General features: G+C 48.5%; 17 protein-coding genes. 8 read left to right on the top strand and 9 right to left on the bottom strand.

The features are described from left to right. Positions 1–2: 2 nt before the first annotated feature. A complete protein-coding gene (locus HU824_RS07680; protein ID WP_176468538.1) occupies positions 3–1,370 on the bottom strand; it encodes a sodium-dependent transporter in 1,368 nt (455 codons plus the stop codon). A 103-nt stretch (positions 1,371–1,473) separates the two neighbouring features. On the opposite strand from HU824_RS07680, the gene HU824_RS07675 reads away from it, so the two are divergent. Beyond that, a complete protein-coding gene (locus tag HU824_RS07675) occupies positions 1,474–1,857 on the top strand; it encodes a VanZ family protein (protein WP_176468537.1) in 384 nt (127 codons plus the stop codon). 2 nt (positions 1,858–1,859) lie between these two features. Here HU824_RS07675 and murF read toward each other — a convergent pair whose 3' ends face one another. After that, complete coding sequence (gene murF, locus HU824_RS07670) at positions 1,860–3,158, bottom strand: UDP-N-acetylmuramoyl-tripeptide--D-alanyl-D-alanine ligase (RefSeq protein ID WP_176468536.1); 1,299 nt, start codon at positions 3,156–3,158, stop codon at positions 1,860–1,862. A 173-nt stretch (positions 3,159–3,331) separates the two neighbouring features. Between murF and folP the strand changes: the two genes are divergently transcribed. The 4 genes from folP (at position 3,332) to HU824_RS07650 (ending at position 7,996) form a co-directional block, all read left to right on the top strand. Next, positions 3,332–4,183 (top strand): dihydropteroate synthase, encoded by an 852-nt coding sequence (gene folP, locus HU824_RS07665; protein ID WP_176468535.1) that lies wholly within the window; start codon positions 3,332–3,334, stop codon positions 4,181–4,183. Between the two features lie 18 nt (positions 4,184–4,201). Beyond that, on the top strand, positions 4,202–4,966 hold the full coding sequence (cdaA, locus tag HU824_RS07660) for a diadenylate cyclase CdaA (protein ID WP_136008932.1): 765 nt from the start codon (positions 4,202–4,204) through the stop codon (positions 4,964–4,966). An 83-nt stretch (positions 4,967–5,049) separates the two neighbouring features. Further along, the gene (locus HU824_RS07655) at positions 5,050–6,588 is read left to right on the top strand and encodes a TldD/PmbA family protein (protein ID WP_136008933.1); all 1,539 of its coding nucleotides are present in this window, start codon (positions 5,050–5,052) and stop codon (positions 6,586–6,588) included. Between the two features lie 88 nt (positions 6,589–6,676). After that, positions 6,677–7,996: a TldD/PmbA family protein gene (locus HU824_RS07650; RefSeq protein ID WP_136008934.1), complete on the top strand. Its 1,320-nt coding sequence runs from the start codon at positions 6,677–6,679 to the stop codon at positions 7,994–7,996. Positions 7,997–7,998: 2 nt separating this feature from the next. On the opposite strand, the gene HU824_RS07645 is transcribed toward HU824_RS07650, so the two are convergent. The 4 genes from HU824_RS07645 to HU824_RS07630 are packed head-to-tail and all read right to left on the bottom strand — an operon-like array spanning position 7,999 to position 11,048. After that, positions 7,999–9,015 (bottom strand): GNAT family N-acetyltransferase, encoded by a 1,017-nt coding sequence (locus HU824_RS07645; protein ID WP_176468534.1) that lies wholly within the window; start codon positions 9,013–9,015, stop codon positions 7,999–8,001. A 35-nt stretch (positions 9,016–9,050) separates the two neighbouring features. After that, complete coding sequence (locus HU824_RS07640) at positions 9,051–9,965, bottom strand: DUF2156 domain-containing protein (protein WP_176468533.1); 915 nt, start codon at positions 9,963–9,965, stop codon at positions 9,051–9,053. A gap of 52 nt (positions 9,966–10,017) precedes the next feature. Beyond that, a complete protein-coding gene (locus HU824_RS07635; RefSeq protein WP_176468532.1) occupies positions 10,018–10,713 on the bottom strand; it encodes an LrgB family protein in 696 nt (231 codons plus the stop codon). After that, the gene (locus HU824_RS07630; RefSeq protein WP_117600260.1) at positions 10,710–11,048 is read right to left on the bottom strand and encodes a CidA/LrgA family protein; all 339 of its coding nucleotides are present in this window, start codon (positions 11,046–11,048) and stop codon (positions 10,710–10,712) included. Before HU824_RS07630 ends, HU824_RS07635 begins: the two co-directional genes overlap by 4 nt. A gap of 314 nt (positions 11,049–11,362) precedes the next feature. Here HU824_RS07630 and pta point away from each other — a divergent pair, with 314 nt between their 5' ends. The 3 genes from pta (at position 11,363) to HU824_RS07615 (ending at position 15,181) form a co-directional block, all read left to right on the top strand. Then, entirely contained in the window at positions 11,363–12,382 is a 1,020-nt protein-coding gene (gene pta / locus HU824_RS07625; protein ID WP_136008938.1) for a phosphate acetyltransferase, read from the top strand. 21 nt (positions 12,383–12,403) lie between these two features. After that, entirely contained in the window at positions 12,404–13,600 is a 1,197-nt protein-coding gene (locus HU824_RS07620; protein WP_136008939.1) for an acetate/propionate family kinase, read from the top strand. Between the two features lie 180 nt (positions 13,601–13,780). Then, on the top strand, positions 13,781–15,181 hold the full coding sequence (locus tag HU824_RS07615; protein WP_176468531.1) for an alkaline phosphatase: 1,401 nt from the start codon (positions 13,781–13,783) through the stop codon (positions 15,179–15,181). 105 nt (positions 15,182–15,286) lie between these two features. Here the strand turns inward: HU824_RS07615 and HU824_RS07610 are convergent, their stop codons facing one another. The 3 genes from HU824_RS07610 to HU824_RS07600 form a co-directional block, all read right to left on the bottom strand. Beyond that, positions 15,287–15,499 (bottom strand): hypothetical protein, encoded by a 213-nt coding sequence (locus HU824_RS07610; protein ID WP_008662841.1) that lies wholly within the window; start codon positions 15,497–15,499, stop codon positions 15,287–15,289. 99 nt (positions 15,500–15,598) lie between these two features. Continuing rightward, positions 15,599–17,455, bottom strand: a complete 1,857-nt coding sequence (locus HU824_RS07605) for a ChbG/HpnK family deacetylase (protein ID WP_176468530.1) — start codon at positions 17,453–17,455, stop codon at positions 15,599–15,601. Positions 17,456–17,496: 41 nt separating this feature from the next. Next, positions 17,497–18,261 carry a UDP-2,3-diacylglucosamine diphosphatase gene (locus tag HU824_RS07600; RefSeq protein WP_136008942.1) on the bottom strand — a complete coding sequence of 255 codons (765 nt, stop codon included), beginning with the start codon at positions 18,259–18,261 and terminating at the stop codon, positions 17,497–17,499. Positions 18,262–18,264: the final 3 nt, after the last annotated feature.

Below are 18,264 nucleotides of genomic sequence, written 5' to 3'. Positions count from 1 at the left end.
GCTTATTTTAGAAAACCCAGTTCATTGATAAAAATCAGTGCAATTCCTGTTGGGGCGATGTATCTCAGAATGAATATCAGCAGCTTGTAGACGGATACTTTCAGAGTTCCGTTGTTACTGACTTCTTCCCATACGATTTTTTTGTCCAGATACCATCCTATGAAAATGGAAATGAAGAAACCGCCTAACGGCAACATTAGCTTGGCTGTTACAAAGTCGAACAAATCGAACAGGTTTAGCCCGAATACGGTATAGCTCTTGCCGATGCCGAGAGACAGTGAGCAGAAAACTCCCAAGAAAATGCAGCCGGCTGTTACGTATCTGGCTGCCTTGCTGCGTGAAAGCTTGAATTCTTCATGCAGATAGGCGGTTACCACTTCGTGCAGGGAAATGGTGGAAGTAAGTGCTGCCAATGCCAGTAGGATATAGAACATCAGAGATAGCAGGACTGCCAGCCAGGGAATATTGCCGAATGCTTGCTGAAAGACATTGGGTAGGGTGATGAACAATAGACTGGGACCTGCATCCGGTTGGATACCCACAGAGAAGGCGGCAGGGAAGATGATGAATCCTGCTAGGATGGCTACCATGGTGTCGATAGCGGCCACGTTGAGTGCCGTTTTGGACAAGTTTGTATCGTTACGGAAATAGGAAGCATACGTACAGAGACATCCCATCCCAAGACTTAGGGAGAAAAATGCCTGCCCCATAGCTCCAAGGAACACATTGCCGTCCACTTTGCTGAAGTCCGGTTTCAACAGGAATTCAATGCCTGCTCCTGCACCGGGCAGGGATATGGAGCAGATGGCAAGGATTATCAATAGGACAAACAGCATCGGCATCATGATTTTGGCTGATTTTTCAATACCTTTTTCCACTCCTTTGACAATGATGAGATGGGTGGCCAGCAGGAATAGCACCAGCCAGATGACCGGACGCCAGGGGTTGCTGACAAAGCTGTTGAAGGATGCGATGAAATCGGCTGCCGACTTCCCGGCAAAACTGTTGGTAGCCGCTTCGCCGATAAACTCAAGCGTCCATCCTGCCACAACGGAGTAATATCCCAGAATAAGGAATCCGGCCAGTACGCCCATACGTCCTACCCAACGCCAAGGCGTGCTGGGTGCCAATTTCTGATAGGCTCCTGCTGTATTGGCTCGCGAGCATCTGCCGATGAGGAATTCTGCAATCATGATGGGAAGCCCGAGAATGAGCACACAAACCAGGTATACAAGGATAAATGCCGCACCTCCGTGATTCCCGGTCTCAAACGGGAAACGCCAGATGTTACCTAGACCTACTGCGGAGCCTGCCGAGGCAAGTATGACGCCTAATTTGCTTCCGAAGTTAGCTCTGTCACTTTTTGTCATAAAACGTAGATTTTTCTTTCAATTCGTTATTAATACCACCTAAAACATGCAAATATAGAAAATGTTCTGTACTTTTGCGCACAGTTCGTTGATAATTTGGTATATGCTATATTATATTAAGAAATATCCGGTGTCGCTTTTTATTATTCTGACGGTGGTTTATCTTTCATTCTTTAAACCGCCTTCTACAGAAATAAGCAAGATTCCCAATATAGATAAGGTGGTGCATATCTGTATGTATTTCGGTATGTCAGGAATGCTGTGGCTGGAGTTTTTTCGCGCTCACCGGAGAGACAACGCCCCTTTATGGCATGCATGGGCAGGGGCGTTTGTCTGTCCCGTTTTGTTCAGCGGAATGGTGGAGTTGCTGCAAGAATACTGCACGACATACCGTGGCGGAGACTGGCTGGATTTTGCGGCCAATACCATGGGAGCGGTGCTTGCATCAACGGTCGGCTATTTCATTTTAAGGCCGAGGATGAAATAGGATTATAAGTATTCAACTACGGAACTTAGCTTGATTCCGTTCGATCCTTTTATCAGAATTGTTTTCCCACAAGGTTTCTCTCTTTGCAGCTCTGCGATGAGTGCGGTTACATCGGGATAACTCTGATAAGAGTGGCGTGTGGCGGCAAACAATTCCCCTACAAGAGCTACGTTCTTGAATCCGCATTCTTCCAGATAGTCTGTAATCTTCTGGTGCTCGTCGGCACTGTCTTTGCCCAACTCCCGCATATCTCCTAATATCAGCATTTTGTTTTCGGCCTGCATGTTCCGGAAGTTACTGATGGAAGCCATCATGCTGGTGGGATTGGCATTATAGGCATCGATAATCAGAGTGTTGTCCGCTGTTTTTTTTAGTTGTGAACGGTTGTTTTGCGGGGTATATCCGGCCAGTGCCTTGTTTATTTTCTCCGGTTCCACACCAAAAAAATGTCCGATGGTGACAGCTGCCAGAGCATTGGGGAAGTTATATTCACCGATAAGCTGGGTTTGTACTTCGTGATATTTGCTTTCATTGCCCGTTTTCCACTCGAAGGTGAGGTAAGGAGAATTGCCGGTGACGTGTCCGTTGATGTACAGTCCGTCCTCATTGCCGTAGGCAATCTGACGGAGTCCGTAGGCTATCTTTTTTAAGCAGGGATTGTCGTTATGGATGAAGATGGTAGCTTCTTTCCGCATCCGCAGATAGTCGTACATCTCTCCTTTGGTTTTGATGACTCCTTCAAAAGAGCCGAATCCTTCCAGATGTGCTTTTCCTACGTTGGTAATTATTCCGTAGTCAGGTTCGGCTATCTCTACCAGCTCCTTGATGTCTCCCGGGTGGCTGGCACCCATTTCCACCACGGCAAGGTCGTGTTCAGGGCGCAGGCGGAGCAAAGTGAGGGGAACACCGATGTGATTGTTCAAATTTCCCAAGGTATAGAGCACGTTGTGAGTTTGCGAAAGTACGGTGGACATCAGCTCCTTGGTAGTAGTCTTTCCGTTTGTACCCGTAATGCCGATGATAGGGGTACGCATTTGCCGACGGTGGTAATTGGCAAGTTGTTGCAAGGTTTTCAAGCTGTTTTCCACCACGATGTATCGTGTATCGCCTTCGGGGGCATAGGCTTCTTCGTCCACTATGGCATAAGCGCTTCCGCTTTCCAGCGCCCGGGAGGCAAAGGCATTTCCGTTGAACGACTCGCCTTTCAGCGCAATGAATAAAGAGCCTTGGGGGCAGTTACGGCTGTCAGTAGTGACACTGGTGCATGTTAGGAATATCTGATGTATAGCTGTTATATCCATGACTTTATAATTAAATCAATCTGGTAATTTGTAGTGAACCATTGTGCAAAGATATAGTTTTAATCTTCTCTCTTCTTGGACACAAGCAAAAAACTTATCAGTTTTATGAGTTTATGTATTTTGAAACCACTTTTTTGTTTACATTTGCAGGTATTATATAGAATAGAGAGCCTATGGAAATTCCAACTACCAAATATATAAATGTCAACGGTTCGTTGCTAGACCTCTCCAAGTCTCGTGTCATGGGCGTACTGAACGTTACTCCTGATTCCTTTTATGCCGGTAGCCGTACACAGACAGAGGTGGAAATTGCACGTCGGGTAAAACAAATAGTTTCGGAGGGAGCGGCCATTATTGACATAGGTGCTTACTCCTCCCGTCCCAATGCCGACAATGTCTCTGCTCGGGAGGAGATGGAACGGTTGCGTATGGGCTTGAAAATACTTTTTGAGATACAGCCGGATGCTGTGGTGTCGGTAGACACTTTCAGGGCGGATGTGGCAAGAATGTGTGTGGAGGAGTATGGTGTTGCCATCATCAATGATATTGCGGCCGGTGAGATGGATGCGGATATGTTCCATACCGTTGCGGCGTTGAACGTACCTTATATTATGATGCACATGCAAGGTACTCCGCAAAGTATGCAACAGCATCCTCATTACGACAATCTTCTGGAAGAGGTTTTCCTGTATTTTGCACGCAAGGTGCAGCAATTACGTGACTTAGGTGTGAAAGACATCATTCTGGACCCCGGTTTCGGCTTTGGAAAGACAATGGAACATAATTATGAATTGCTGTCCCATCTGGAAGAGTTCCGCATTTTTGAGTTGCCCTTGCTGGTAGGTGTTTCACGTAAATCGATGATATACCGCTTGTTGGACATTACTCCTCAGGAGGCGCTGAATGGTACCACGGTGCTCGATACCATCTGTCTGCTGAAAGGTGCTGACATCCTTCGCGTACACGACGTGAAAGAAGCCGTGGAAACCGTACGGATTGTGCAAGCCATGCAAAATAATTCATAACTTATAACTCAATTCGCTGTGTTTTTTGAATTTGGAATAAAAGATTTTATAGATATTCTGTTAGTGGCTTTCTTGCTATATTATACGTATAAGCTGATGAAAGCCTCCGGCTCTATAAATGTGTTTACGGGTATCTTGGTGTTTATCCTGATATGGCTGGTGGTGTCACAGGTGTTGGAGATGAAATTGCTTGGCTCCATCTTCGACAAGCTGGTCAGTGTGGGCGTGTTGGCGCTTATCATTTTGTTTCAGGACGAGATACGGCGCTTCCTGCTGACACTCGGCTCGCATCAGCATGCCAGTGCGCTGGTGCGCTTCTTCACTGGCAATAAGAAAGAGAAGTTGGAGCATGACGATATTATGCCGGTGGTAATGGCATGTATCAGTATGGGAAAACAGAAGGTTGGTGCCTTGATTGTTGTTGAGCATAATCTGCCTTTGGATGATGTGGTGCGTACGGGAGAAATTATCAATGCTGATATAAACCAGCGCTTGATTGAGAATATTTTCTTTAAGAACAGTCCGTTGCACGATGGAGCGATGGTTATCAGTAAGAAACGTATCAAGGCGGCGGGATGTATCCTGCCCGTTTCCCATAATTTGGACATTCCCAAGGAATTGGGGTTGAGGCATCGTGCCGCCATGGGAATCTCCCAGGTGTCTGATGCTCATGCCATCATTGTGTCGGAGGAAACCGGAGGTATTTCAGTGGCTTACAAAGGACAATTCTATCTGCGCCTGAATGCTGAGGAATTGGAAAGTTTGTTAACAAAGGAAAGCTGAGGTGTGACAAAATCTCCTGCTTTTACGTCATATAACATATGATATAAAACAAAAAAATATCTTATAACTAATAACTGAAAAGGATGGATAGACGAAATTTCTTACGGACGGGAAGTCTGGCGATGTTAGGTTCGCTGGCGGTACCCTCGTTGGCTATGCCTGCGTCAGTACGCGGAGCTTTAGGAGGAGCAGATAATCAGTCTGCCGTAGCTTCGGCAATGGCTCATTTTGGCGTAACAGAGGCTGACTTGAAGAAAGTGATGGTTGCCGCTCTGGAAAAAGGCGGTAATTATGCCGACCTTTATTTTGAACACACATTCAATAACAGTGTGGTTCTGATGGACGGCAAAGTAAACAGATGCGGTTCTAACATAGACTTCGGTATGGGCGTGCGCGTATTGGCGGGCGACCAGACAGGCTATGCTTACGTAGAGGGAGTAACTTTGGAAGAAATGTTGCGTGCTGCCCGGACAGCAGCACGTATTGCTTCTTCGGGCAAGGCAGGCAAGCCGGTGGGGCTGACGGAAAAGACAATTGCCAAAAGCCGCTATGCCGTCGCCGAACCTTGGGAGGACGTAAGTATCAAGACTAAAATCCCCTATCTGGAAAAACTGAACGAAAAGATTTTCTCTTTGGATAATCGGGTGCGCAAGGTGCAGGCATCACTTTCAGATACTACCTCGCACGTGCTTTTCTGCAATTCCGAGGGTGTGAGCTACTATGATTATCGCCCGATGGTCTCTTTTGCGGCTGTCTGTATCATGGAAGAAAATGGAAAGATGGAGAACGGTTATGCTGCTCGTTCTTACCGTAAGGGGTTTGAATTCCTGACGGACGACATCGTGGATATTCTTGCACGTGAGGCGGTGGATAAGACTGCTATCTTGTTCAAGGCTGTGAAACCCAAAGGTGGCGAAATGCCTGTCGTGATGGGGGCAGGCGGTTCGGGTATCTTGTTGCACGAAGCCATAGGACATGCTTTTGAAGCCGATTTCAACCGGAAACGTACTTCCATCTTCTGCGACCTCCTTGGAAAGAAGATTTGCAACGAACATATCAATGTGGTGGACGACGGTACCATCGCCTTCAATCGCGGCTCTGTAAACTTTGATGATGAAGGAGTGGAAGGACAAAAGACCTATATCGTGAAAGAGGGAATACTGACCAGTTACCTGCATGACCGTATTAGTGCCAAGCACTATGGTGTGGCTCCTACCGGAAACGGACGTCGCGATACTTTCCGCAATACTCCTATTCCTCGTATGCGTGCCACTTACATGGAAGCAGGCAACGTGAAAGAGGAAGACATTATCTCCACCGTGAAGAATGGTATCTATTGCGACCAGTTCACTAACGGCCAGGTACAAATCGGTGCCGGAGACTTTACCTTCTTCGTTAAATCGGGTTACTTGATTGAAGACGGCAAACTGACGCAACCTGTCAAGGATATCAACATCATCGGAAACGGTCCGAAGGCATTGGCAGACATTACGATGGTGGCAAGCAATGATAAGATTGACAACGGTACATGGACGTGTGGCAAAGATGGTCAGTCTTGTCCCGTTACCTGTGGTATGCCGTCGGCACTGGTCAGCAAACTGACTGTGGGAGGTGAAAGTTAAATATTAATGGAGAATTGATAGCTGATGATTGATAATGTTTCTTTCATTGTCAACTATCAACTGTCAACTATCACTATCAATTAAGGATATGATTACAGACGACAATAAAAAATTGGCACAATGGGCTATGGAGTATGCCTTGAAGAACGGCTGCCAAGCAGCCAAACTGGTGCTGTATACGAACTCTAATTCTTCTTTCGAACTGCGTGACGGCAAGATGGACCGTTTGCAGCAGGCTACGGAAAACGGATTGGGACTGAATCTTTATGTGGACGGACGTTTCGGCTCGTTCTCTACCAATCGCTTGAACAAAAAAGAATTGGAAACACTGATTAAGAACGGTATCGATTCTACCCGTTATCTGGCAGTGGATGAGTCGCGTATCTTGGCCGATCCGGCACGTTACTATAAAGGGGGAAAACCCGATTTGCAACTTTTTGACAAGACGCTCTACAATCTCAACCCCGATGACAAAGTGGAACTGGCCAAGGTTGCGGCCGGAGAAGTGATGGGCAAAGACGAACGTGTTATTTCGGTAGATTCTTCCTACAGCGACGGTGAAAGTTCTTCTTACCGCTTGATAAGCAATGGCTTTGAAGGAGAATCGAAAAGCACTTGGTTCTCTGTGTCGGCCAGCGTTTCCATAAAGGGAGAAGGAGAGGCGCGTCCGCAGGATTATTGGTATGGTTCATCCTTGTTCTATGATAAACTGACCAAAACGGGAATCGGTGCCAAGGCATTGGAACGCGTATTGCGCAAGTTGGGACAGAAGAAAGCAAAGTCGGGTAAATATACAATGGTGGTTGATCCTATGAATGTGGGAAATCTGCTCAGCCCGATGCTAAGTGCATTGTACGGTAGTGCTCTGCAGCAAAAGAACTCCTTCCTGATGGATAAGCTGGATGCGAAAGTGGCTTCCAGTCTCTTCACGTTGCGTGACGAGCCGCATGCTATCGGTGCAAACGGTTCACGCTATTTTGACAACGAAGGGGTGGCCACACAGCCGCGTGCTATCTTTGACGGAGGAGTATTGAAAACTTATTTCATTGATACTTACAATGCCAAAAAAATGGGTGTGGCTCCTACCATCAGTTCGCCTTCGCGCCTGATTCTGACACCGGGCGACAAAGACCTGAAGGGGTTGGTGGCCGATGTGCAGCAAGGAATCTTGGTTACCGGTTTCAATGGAGGAAACAGCAACAGCAGCACCGGAGATTTCTCTTACGGTATAGAGGGTTTCTTAATTGAAAACGGACAGCTGACACAGCCCGTCAACGAGATGAATGTGACGGGTAATATGATTACGTTGTGGAATTCTCTGGCAGCCGTGGGTAATGACCCGCAGCCGAACCGCTCATGGCAGATTCCTTCGCTGGTATTCGATGGGGTTAACTTCAGCGGATTGTAATGCTAGTTCAGCATCAGGCTCATATATGGGCTTGATGTTGTAAATATCTTTTCGGTGAGTTCGCCGATTGTAAGTGCCAAGTGGCTGCCCGGCAGACGCTTGGCACTATTCATACATTTACCATTGTTCAGGTAGTAGTAGCCGTTATTGGCACTGACCTGTTCATCGGTAAGATGAATGTTGAGTTTCAGTTCCGGATGGGCTGCGGCATAGATTTGCAACATGGTTTTGGCATTGATGATGCGTGCCATGCCCAAAAGTTGGCTTTCATCGGTAGCGGGAGGAGTGAGAACCCGGACGGACGGGAGATTCAGGCTTTGGCAGATAAGTTGAAGCAGTAAGGTTTTTGTTGCAGGAGTATCTGACACGATTTCTCCAATGCGCCAGTAGTCTTTCCTTATAGGATAGGTAATGGCCAAAGCTGTGATTTTCTCTCCTTTGTTCAAAGTGCAAACGGAGCCCTTCTCCAGTTGCAAATCGGCAATGATAACCCGGAAATCCTCCTCCGTATGCTGGATGCAGCAAGGGCACTCCCGTAATTTCCGATTGAAATATTCATATTTTTTTTCAGTATATTCGGCAGACATTTCCAGGGTGAAGCCCGTGTCGGCTGCCGGTGTGTCGGAAGCGATGAATGTCTCTTCGGTATAACGGAATACGGGGGCGTAACCGCTCCGAGCATAGTAGTCGAACAGCCACGGTTCTGCCGGTATCAGGGTAGACAAGGAGGCATTATTGTGCAACATCCGTGCAAAGGCTTGCGATAACAGCTCTTGCATTACGCCCCGATTACGGTAGTCAGGATGTGTGCAGGCGCCTGATATATAGGCTGTATGAATATCTTCTCCTTCGAACGTCATAGGATAAGGCAACATCTGTAGGGCGGCAATCACTTCTTCACCGCTCTGGATGGCAATATTGACATCATTGTTGTAGCGGAGTCGGAAATACATTTCAGTAAACTCCTCGCTATCATTGAAACAGAGCTTCCATAAATTCTTTACCTTTTCTTGTATCATCAACCCCTTGTCTTTTTAATCCCTACCCCTTACTTTCACCACTTGATTGCTTCTACCGGTTCATCTCTCAAGCATGCCACGTATTTTTCCAGAATAATGGCAGGCTGGTACGAAAGTTTGGCTTTGCGCAATCCTTCAATACCCAAATCTTCTTCACGGTTGAGGTAGACATACTGTTCAGAGATATGGTTGGCAAATTCATAGTTAATCATTGCGTACGCTCCGTCTATGCTGGTATCGGCCTTTTCCACATGTATCCCAAAGGTATCTTGGTTGATGGGCATTCCGAAAGTGAAGGCGGCAATCTTGCCGTCTACATGCAGGATGCCTCCGGTCAGTCCCAGTTCCTCAAAATTGTGGAGGGCGTAGACCAGTGCGCGACGTTCGTTGCCCGTTCCTTCATGCTGGTCGCAGTTGTTGGCCTTGCACCATTCGGCTTCCAGGTCCATACATTCTTGGATGCGGTCGGGAGTGATGGGGGTATATTCGTAGTTATAGGTACGCTTGAATTTGTTGACATGATTTCGTTTGGACTGGAATTTCTTTCCGGCAAGCGCGGCGAGATCTGTACGCAGATATAGGTAGTCGGCATAGTCCCGGTCTGCTGTGAATTGGAATTTTCCGGTCATGAAGGCTTCCAGTTCCGAGCACATGCTCGAGCATATCCCCAGCAGGCAGAAAGGTTCCCCTTCCCGGTGTGCGTCTTCAACCAGTGCATCCAGTACTTTTTTCAAATTCCCGTTGCCTATCGGCATCATGTACACCGGTTTGCCGTTTGCCCAGAATTTCAGTAAGAGGAAGCCTTCTATGATGGCAAACTTTGTATTGTATAGAAAGCGCCAGCTGCATAGGTTGGAGAATGAGAGGTCGCAATTCCTTCGCGGACTGTTCTGTGTATAGGAAGTGATAAGTTCTTTGTCTTGTAATTCGATATCTTTAAATGCAATCATGCGTTATTTTTAGTTGGTTATGATTATAAATAACAAAAATAAGAAGATTTTGTTAGAGTAGCCCTAATAATCGCAGAATAGTTGGAGTCAACAATGCTGTGAAGATACCGTTCAGGGTCAGGCCAAGACTGGCGAATGCGCCGTATTTGCGGCTGATGTCCATAGCTGTGGAAGTTCCTACCGCATGGGCGGCGGCTCCCAAGGAAAGGCCTTGTGCCATAGGGCTGCCAATGTGGGTCAGTTTCATGGTCTTGAAGCCCAGTATTCCACCCAACAAGCCTACACAGACCACTACGGCGGCGGTGAGTGAGGGAATGCCACCCAGCGACTTGGTTACTTCCATGGCTATCGGTGTAGTGACAGACTTGGGTGCCAGAGAGTAGATAATTTCGTCGGAAGCCCCCATCAGTTTAGCTATCAGCACAACCGAGACAACTCCTACAATGCAGCCGGCAAGTTGTGACAGCATGATGGGGAGCAACTGTTTCTTAATCGTTTCCAATTGGAGGTATAGGGGTACTCCCAAGGCTACAACAGCGGGTTTCAGCCAGAATTCTATCAGATGCCCTCCTTCATTGTAGGTCTCATAACTGATATGCGTCATCTTCAGGAAGATAATAAGGATGGCAATTGTCAGCAGGATAGGGTTTAGCAGCATGATGCCGGTCTTTTTCTGCAGAAGTTTGGCCAGAAAGAAAATCCCGAAGGTGACGGCCAATAGGAAAAACTCGTTTTCTAAAAAGTTCATTTGATTTTACGTGTTAGTTGATGAACCCATCCGGTGACTACAATCACCAGCAGGGTGCTGATTATGGAAGCGGTCACTATCGGCCAGAACTCGGAGGCGATAACATCGAAGTAAAGCATGAGGGCTACACCGGGCGGAACAAAGAAGAACCCCAGGTTGGCAACCAGAAAGTCGGACATGCCCTGCACCCAGTGCAGTTTAATCCAACCCAATTTCAAGAACAGGGTGAGCAACAGCATACCGATGATGCTGGAAGGCAGTTTGATGCCCGTTAAGAAAACTATTAGTTCCCCCAGGGCTAAACATCCGAAGAGGATGGCGCATTGACGAATCATAATACCTATTGTTATACGTTGAAAACGCTGCAAAGGTAGGTATTCTATGTATTGTTTGTTACCGTTGTATCCTGATTTTTTTCATGTCGTTGGTAGAGTCGGGCGAGTTGTCCCCGTGGAACGGGTAATTGTTTATTGTAGAGCGATATGTGTACGCACACATGAATGCCGGGAGTACCTAATGTTAAATATTATAATAATTGTGGTTTAGGCAGTAAAAAGAGTGGTGTTTGCAATGTAGATATTGCAAAATTGTGTACTTTTGCGGTGTGAATAGCACATACTGCCGATTCTTAATAGACAATTAAAATATCATGCAAAGATTAATTAACGAAATTGTTGAGCGTGCCAAAGCAAACCGCCAACGAATTGTTCTTCCCGAGGGTACGGAAGAACGTACATTGAAAGCTGCCAATCAAATCCTGACTGACGGAGTAGCCGACTTGATTATCCTTGGAAACCCTGCCGAGATAGAGGCTTGTGCCAAAGAGTGGGGGCTGGGAAACATAAATAAGGCTACTATTATCGACCCGGAAGACCATCCTAAGAAAGAAGAATATGCCCAGTTGCTTTGCGAGCTCCGCAAGAAGAAAGGCATGACCATCGAAGAGGCCCGTAAACTGGTTGTCGACCCGCTTTATCTGGGCTGCCTGATTATAAAGAATGGAGATGCTGATGGCCAGTTGGCAGGTGCACGTAACACTACGGGTAATGTACTTCGCCCTGCTTTGCAGATTATCAAGACCTCTCCCGGTATCACATGTGTCTCGGGTGCTATGTTGCTACTGACTCATGCTCCCGAGTATGGCAAGAACGGTGTTCTTGTGATGGGTGACGTGGCTGTGACTCCGGTGCCCGATGCTTCGCAATTGGCACAGATTGCCGTATGTACGGCTCGCACTGCTCAGGCTGTTGCCGGTCTCGACCCCAAAGTGGCCATGCTGAGTTTCTCTACCAAGGGCTCTGCCAAGCATGAAGTAGTGGACAAAGTGACTGAGGCTTTGAAGATAGCCAAAGAAATGGCTCCTGACATTGCCATCGATGGTGAATTGCAGGCCGATGCCGCCTTGGTGCCGGAAGTAGGTGCAAGCAAGGCTCCGGGTTCTTCCATTGCCGGACATGCCAATGTACTGGTTGTTCCCAGCCTTGAGGTGGGCAATATTTCCTACAAGCTGGTGCAACGTCTGGGACATGCCGATGCCGTAGGTCCCATCCTGCAAGGTATCGCCCGTCCGGTGAACGACCTCTCTCGCGGTTGCTCCATCGAGGATGTCTATCGTATGATTGCCATCACTGCCAACCAGGCCATTGCTGCCAAAAAACTTGCTGAATAATTTAAAAATCTGATAGGTTATATGAAAATCTTAGTATTGAACTGCGGTAGCTCGTCCATCAAATACAAATTGTTTGATATGGACCGGAAAGAAGTTATCGCTCAGGGTGGTATCGAAAAAATTGGTTTGAAGGACTCTTTTCTGAAGTTCACTTTGCCTGGTGGCGAGAAGAAAGTGCTTGAAAAGGACATCCCAGAGCATACCGTAGGTGTGGAATTTATCCTGAACACCTTGACAAGCCCTGAATATGGAGCCATCAAGTCTTTGGATGAAATTAACGCTGTGGGTCACCGTATGGTGCATGGAGGCGAAAAGTTCAGCGAGTCTGTACGGCTGACTCCGGAAGTGCTGGCTGCTTTTACTGCTTGCAATGACTTGGCTCCGCTTCATAATCCTGCCAACTTGAAAGGTGTAAATGCAATTGCTGCCATTCTGCCCAATGTTCCGCAGATTGGTGTATTCGATACAGCTTTCCACCAGACTATGCCGAAGCATGCCTACATGTATGCTGTTCCTTATGAACTTTATGAGAAGTATGGTGTACGCCGTTATGGTTTCCACGGAACTTCCCACCGTTATGTTTCGCAACGTGTTTGCGAATTCCTTGGCGTGCAGCCGGAGGGAAAGAAAATCATCACTTGTCACATCGGTAACGGTGGCTCTATTACTGCTATCAAAGATGGTAAGTGCATGGACACCAGTATGGGCTTGACGCCATTGGAAGGTTTAATGATGGGTACCCGTAGCGGTGACATTGATGCAGGTGCTGTATCGTTCATCATGGAGAAAGAAGGTCTGGATGCTAACGGTATCTCTAATCTGCTGAATAAGAAGAGCGGTGTGTTAGGTATTTTTGGTGAGTCCAGTGATATGCGTGACCTGGAAAATGCGGTAGCTGCCGGTAATCCGAGAGGCATCTTGGCTGAACAAATGTACTTCTATCGCATCAAGAAATATATCGGTGCATACGCTGCTGCATTGGGTGGTGTGGATATCATCGTATTTACGGGCGGTGTCGGAGAAAATCAGGCAAGTGCCCGTTGGGGTGCCTGCGAGGGTCTGGAATTCATGGGTGTGAAACTGGATGCCGAGAAGAACAATGTCCGCGGTGAAGAGATGGTCATCTCTGCCGATGATTCCAAGGTGAAGGTAGTGGTAATCCCCACTGACGAGGAGCTGATGATTGCTTCGGACACGATGGATATTCTGAAGAAGTAATATCGCTGTAATATTTCCCGGTTCCGGCTTCCCGGAGTCCGGATGTGGTTTCGCCCCTGCAAATATGTAATGTATTTGTAGGGGCGAAATGTTTTCCGAATCCTTTAAAATCCTTATCTTTGTTACTTGGTTAAAAACAATAAAGGCAATTTTCCGAATAACTTTAAATAAGAACTGCTTATGAAACGATTAATGTATGTGTTGTTCTTTGTACTGCTGACCAGCGGCATGGCCTATGCCCAGCAGGCGAAGTACGTGTTTTATTTCATCGGTGATGGAATGGGTGTGAACCAGGTGAACGGTACGGAGATGTATCTGGCCGAACAAGAAGGGCGTATCGGTGTAAGGCCTTTGCTGTTTACTACATTCCCGGTTGCCAGCATGGCGACTACTTTTTCTGCCACCAACTCGGTGACCGACTCTTCTGCTGCCGGAACAGCCCTGGCTACCGGTGCGAAAACTTACAATGGTGCCATCGGCATGGACGATAACAAAAGTGTTCTACAGAGTGTGGCCGATAGAGCCAAGAAGTCCGGTAAGAAAGTTGGAGTAACTACCAGCGTCAGCGTAGACCATGCTACTCCCGCTGCATTCTATGCCCACCAGCCGAGCCGTAGCATGTATTACGAAATAGCCCTCGACTTGCCGAAAGCCGGTTTCGACTTCTATGCAGGCGGCGGTTTCTTGAAACCGACCACTACTGCCGACAAGAAAGAGGCTCCGAGCATTTTCCCTATCTTTGAAGAAGCCGGTTATACCGTTGCAAGAGGTCTTGACGAATACAAGGCGAAGTCTGCCCGCGCAGATAAGATGATCCTTATCCAGAAAGAAGGTACAGAGCCTTCTTGCCTGCCTTATGCCATCGACCGCCAGGAAGGTGACTTGACGCTGGCCGAAATTACCGAAAGTGCCATCGCTTTCCTGACCAAAGGCAGTAATAAGGGTTTCTTCCTGATGGTGGAAGGTGGAAAGATTGACTGGGCCTGTCACGGTAACGACCCCGCCACAGTCTTTGAGGAAGTGGTGGATATGGACAATGCCATCAAGGTGGCTTACGAGTTCTATAAGAAGCATCCCAAAGAAACGCTGATTGTGGTAACTGCCGACCATGAAACCGGCGGTCTGGGTCTGGGTACCGGTAAATACGAGCTTCAACTGAAAGCCCTTGCCAAGCAGAAGCAGTCTCAGGATATCCTTTCACGTTCCATCACGGACTTACGCAAGATGCGCAAGGTTATCAACTGGCCGGAAATGAAGGAATTCCTGGCAGAAAAGATGGGTTTCTGGAAAGAACTGCCGGTGAGCTGGGAGCAGGAGAAGATGCTGCGTGATGCTTACGAAGAATCATTTGTGAACAAGCATGTAGTGTTTGAGGAAAGTCTTTATGCCAAGACTGAGCCCCTGGCCGTTGCCGCCAAGAAGGTGATGAGCCAGATTGCCATGGTAGGCTGGACCGGCGGCGGCCATACAGCCGGATATGTGCCGGTATTCGCAGTAGGTGCAGGCTCCAAGCTGTTCGTGGGTAAGATGGACAACACGGAAATCCCGAAACGCATAGCCAAGGCTGGCGGATACAAATAATATAAATTCACTCAGGTTACGCGGATTCTCACAGATTGGACGCTCTGATATCAAGTATAAGAGACTAATCTGTGAGAATCCGTGTAATCTGTGGTGGCTGTCAATTTATTCCTTAAGGTCCTTCTTTATAATTTCATCCATCTCCCGGATACGTTTCTCCCGTTCCTTGGCGGATTTTATTTTCTGGTCCTTGTATCCGGTATCTGTCCGTTCGGAGACCTCTTCGCTCCATTCCTCGAATTCATCCGTTGCCGGACGTCCGTGCGGGTCTATGTTCTCTTCGGCAATCGGGTCGTTTCTGTAAATCATATCATCCATGACGCTAATGTTTTTAATGTTATGATGTTATTGCAACCATGCCGGGAAAAAGTTCCGGTAATCTTCACTTTTTCGTAATCATTTATAAGAATAAACGTTTTATAGCGCGGGCAGCAGGTACTTCCATATTAGATTCAGCTCTGCCTGCATGTCGGGGATGTTGGCGGTGACGGCAATGACGGCATCCTTGTCCGGCAACACCAGTATGTATTGTCCGTTGGCACCATCGGCACGGTAGGCGTTGTGGCGGCAGCGCCACATCTGGTAGCCGTAGCCCTGCAGCCAGTCGCTTGTCTTGGCGCTCATCTTCGCTTTCTTCAGCATCTCCGGTTTCATGCCGGCGGGCAGTGAGGGCACTTGGCAGGCAGATGCCTCCTTTACCCATTCTTCGGGCAGAATCTGCTGTCCGTTCCAGTTTCCTTTCTGCAGGAACAGTTGTCCCATCTTGGCAAGGTCTTCCGTTTTGAGGTACAACCCCCAGCCTCCGGTATTGATGCCTTGCGGGCTTTCCTGCCACCGGGCGTTGACGATGCCAAGCGGGCGGAACAGACGGGGATAGAGATAATCCACCACTTTCTCGCCCGTCACTTTCTGTACGATGGCTGAGAGCATGTAGGTTCCCAGGCTGTTGTAGGTGTAGAAGGTACCGGGCTTGTGCTCCACGGGGAAGGCAAGGAACTCCTGCACCCAATCGGCGTCCGCCTTTTTGCGTACCGTTCCGGTGGGGTCGGTGTCGTGCCCGCAGTTCATGGTCAGCAGGTCGCGTACGGTCATGGCTGCCAGATTTTCGCTGACGGTTGCCGGAAGCTTGTCGGGGAAGAAGGAGATGACCTTGTCCGTCAGCTTCAGCCTGCCTTCGGAGGCGGCAAGTCCCACGGCGGTGGCGGTGAATGTCTTGCTGACGGAGTTCAGGATGTGAGGCTTATCCTCTTTCCCTTCGCCCATCCATTCTTCGGCAATGACATTGCCGTGTTGCACAATCATGATACTGTGCAGGTCTTGTCCGGCTTTCTTTACGGCATCCAGATATCTGTTCATGGCCTTGTCCAGCTTCGGAGCAGCAGCGGCGCGGAGCAGGCCCTTGGTCAGTTGGTTGATGGAAATCAGCTTTATGCCTTTGTCTTCAATGGCTTTCCGGACGCGGGGGCTTGTCAGCAGGTCGGTCACTCCCTGGCGGTCCAGCGCCACGTCCTCATATCCGATGTGGAAGACGGTTTTCATTTCATCGTTGTCCAGTGCCGGGTGGTCTAAGAAAAGGTAGCGCTGGTCCGGCTGCAACTTCTCCAATGCTTTGATGAAGCTGGCCTCCTTTTCTTCGGCGGTTCTTTTGGGGCCGTCGTACCCGATGTAGGTAAACCGGTAGTCCTTGGAGGAGTCCATGCGGTCGATGGACGGCAGGTTGTATTCTTTGGCGAGCCGTTGCACCAGCTCGTTCACTTCTTTGCTGAAACCGGTGGAGAGCATGTGTCCGGACAGATGGCTGAGTTGCGGAATGCTTTTCAGCGTCGTCTCTATCTGCGCGCGGAACTCCTGCTCTATCTCCTTGATGTCCCATTTCTGCTCCATGATGGACTGTCCCGGATAGGCGGGGTTAGGGAACATCATCGGGTAGAAATAGCCGTTCTCGTCCGTCAGGCTGGGGCAGTGGGTCAGCGGACGCCACTTCACGTTCTCCCACTCGCTGGTGATGACGAGGTGCAGGCCGACGTCCAGTCCCGGATTTTCTTTCAGCATCTTGATGGCTTCTGGATACCAGGCTGCTACGGGCATCACTTCCACGCTGCGGGCAATACCCGAGCGGTAGGTCTGGATGCAGGCTTCGTTGACGGAATGCAGGGCACCGAGATCGTCAATGCGGATGACAAGTGTCGGGGCGCCGGATTGTCCCCATACCGGCAATGCTCCTGCTGCGAGCAGGCATCCGGCAATCATGTTTTTCAGTCTTAAAGGTTTCATGGGTGGTAGTGGTATGATGGTCGACGATTTGAATATACGTATTATAGCTTTGTCTCTCCCTCCACATAATCTTCGAGGAAGAGGTTCTCGCCGTCAAAGACGGCATACGAGAAATAGTTTATCCAGTCGCCGAGGATGAGTATACGGGCGGTACTGCTCAGCATCAGGTCCAGCTCGATGTGGCGGTGGCCGTAGATGAAGTAGTTGATGTTGGGATGGCTTTTCAGGTATTCCTTGGTGTAGAGCACCAGGTATTCGTTGTTTTCTCCCATGTATGCGGGTTCTTTCCCGTCTATGCGTTTCAAGCGGCTGTGCTTGGCCCAGTTCAGTCCCAGCTCCATGCTCCAGCGGGGGTGCAGGGCAGAGAACAGCGTCTGTAGGGTACGGCTGCGGAACATGGCGCGCAGCATCTTGAACTTCTTGTCCGGGTCGCCTAGCCCGTCACCGTGGGCAAGGTAGAACTCTTTCCCGAAGATTTCGGCGGTCAGCGGTTCGCGGTGTATAATGACGCCGCACTCCTTGGTCAGATAGTCGCCACACCAAAGGTCATGGTTTCCCGTGAAAAAGTGGACTTCCACTCCCAAATCGGTCAGTTCGGACAGTTTGCCCAGAAAGCGGGTGTAGCCTTTGGGCACTACGGTACGGAATTCGTACCAGAAGTCGAACATGTCTCCCAGCAGATATACGGCCGATGCCTTGTGTTTGATGCTGTCCAGGAAATTGACCAGCCGCCGTTCTTGGGTTCGCCCATGTTCGATGGCTCGTGAGCCCAAGTGAGCATCCGAGAGGAAATATACATTTTTCATTAT

The organism is Bacteroides sp. L10-4, from assembly GCF_013373675.1.
GTDB classification, from domain to species: domain Bacteria; phylum Bacteroidota; class Bacteroidia; order Bacteroidales; family Bacteroidaceae; genus Bacteroides; species Bacteroides muris.
Note: the sequence above shows the minus strand (reverse complement) of the source record. Positions and strands in the feature narration are given on the sequence as shown.

Coding starts and splice junctions, on each gene's coding strand:
- HU824_RS07680 (WP_176468538.1), bottom strand. CDS start 1,370: ATGACAAAAAGTGACAGAGCTAACTTCGGAAGCAAATTAGGCGTCATA.
- HU824_RS07675 (WP_176468537.1), top strand. CDS start 1,474: ATGCTATATTATATTAAGAAATATCCGGTGTCGCTTTTTATTATTCTG.
- murF (WP_176468536.1), bottom strand. CDS start 3,158: ATGGATATAACAGCTATACATCAGATATTCCTAACATGCACCAGTGTC.
- folP (WP_176468535.1), top strand. CDS start 3,332: ATGGAAATTCCAACTACCAAATATATAAATGTCAACGGTTCGTTGCTA.
- HU824_RS07655 (WP_136008933.1), top strand. CDS start 5,050: ATGGATAGACGAAATTTCTTACGGACGGGAAGTCTGGCGATGTTAGGT.
- HU824_RS07650 (WP_136008934.1), top strand. CDS start 6,677: ATGATTACAGACGACAATAAAAAATTGGCACAATGGGCTATGGAGTAT.
- HU824_RS07645 (WP_176468534.1), bottom strand. CDS start 9,015: ATGATACAAGAAAAGGTAAAGAATTTATGGAAGCTCTGTTTCAATGAT.
- HU824_RS07640 (WP_176468533.1), bottom strand. CDS start 9,965: ATGATTGCATTTAAAGATATCGAATTACAAGACAAAGAACTTATCACT.
- HU824_RS07635 (WP_176468532.1), bottom strand. CDS start 10,713: ATGAACTTTTTAGAAAACGAGTTTTTCCTATTGGCCGTCACCTTCGGG.
- HU824_RS07630 (WP_117600260.1), bottom strand. CDS start 11,048: ATGATTCGTCAATGCGCCATCCTCTTCGGATGTTTAGCCCTGGGGGAA.
- pta (WP_136008938.1), top strand. CDS start 11,363: ATGCAAAGATTAATTAACGAAATTGTTGAGCGTGCCAAAGCAAACCGC.
- HU824_RS07620 (WP_136008939.1), top strand. CDS start 12,404: ATGAAAATCTTAGTATTGAACTGCGGTAGCTCGTCCATCAAATACAAA.
- HU824_RS07615 (WP_176468531.1), top strand. CDS start 13,781: ATGAAACGATTAATGTATGTGTTGTTCTTTGTACTGCTGACCAGCGGC.
- HU824_RS07610 (WP_008662841.1), bottom strand. CDS start 15,499: ATGGATGATATGATTTACAGAAACGACCCGATTGCCGAAGAGAACATA.
- HU824_RS07605 (WP_176468530.1), bottom strand. CDS start 17,455: ATGAAACCTTTAAGACTGAAAAACATGATTGCCGGATGCCTGCTCGCA.
- HU824_RS07600 (WP_136008942.1), bottom strand. CDS start 18,261: ATGAAAAATGTATATTTCCTCTCGGATGCTCACTTGGGCTCACGAGCC.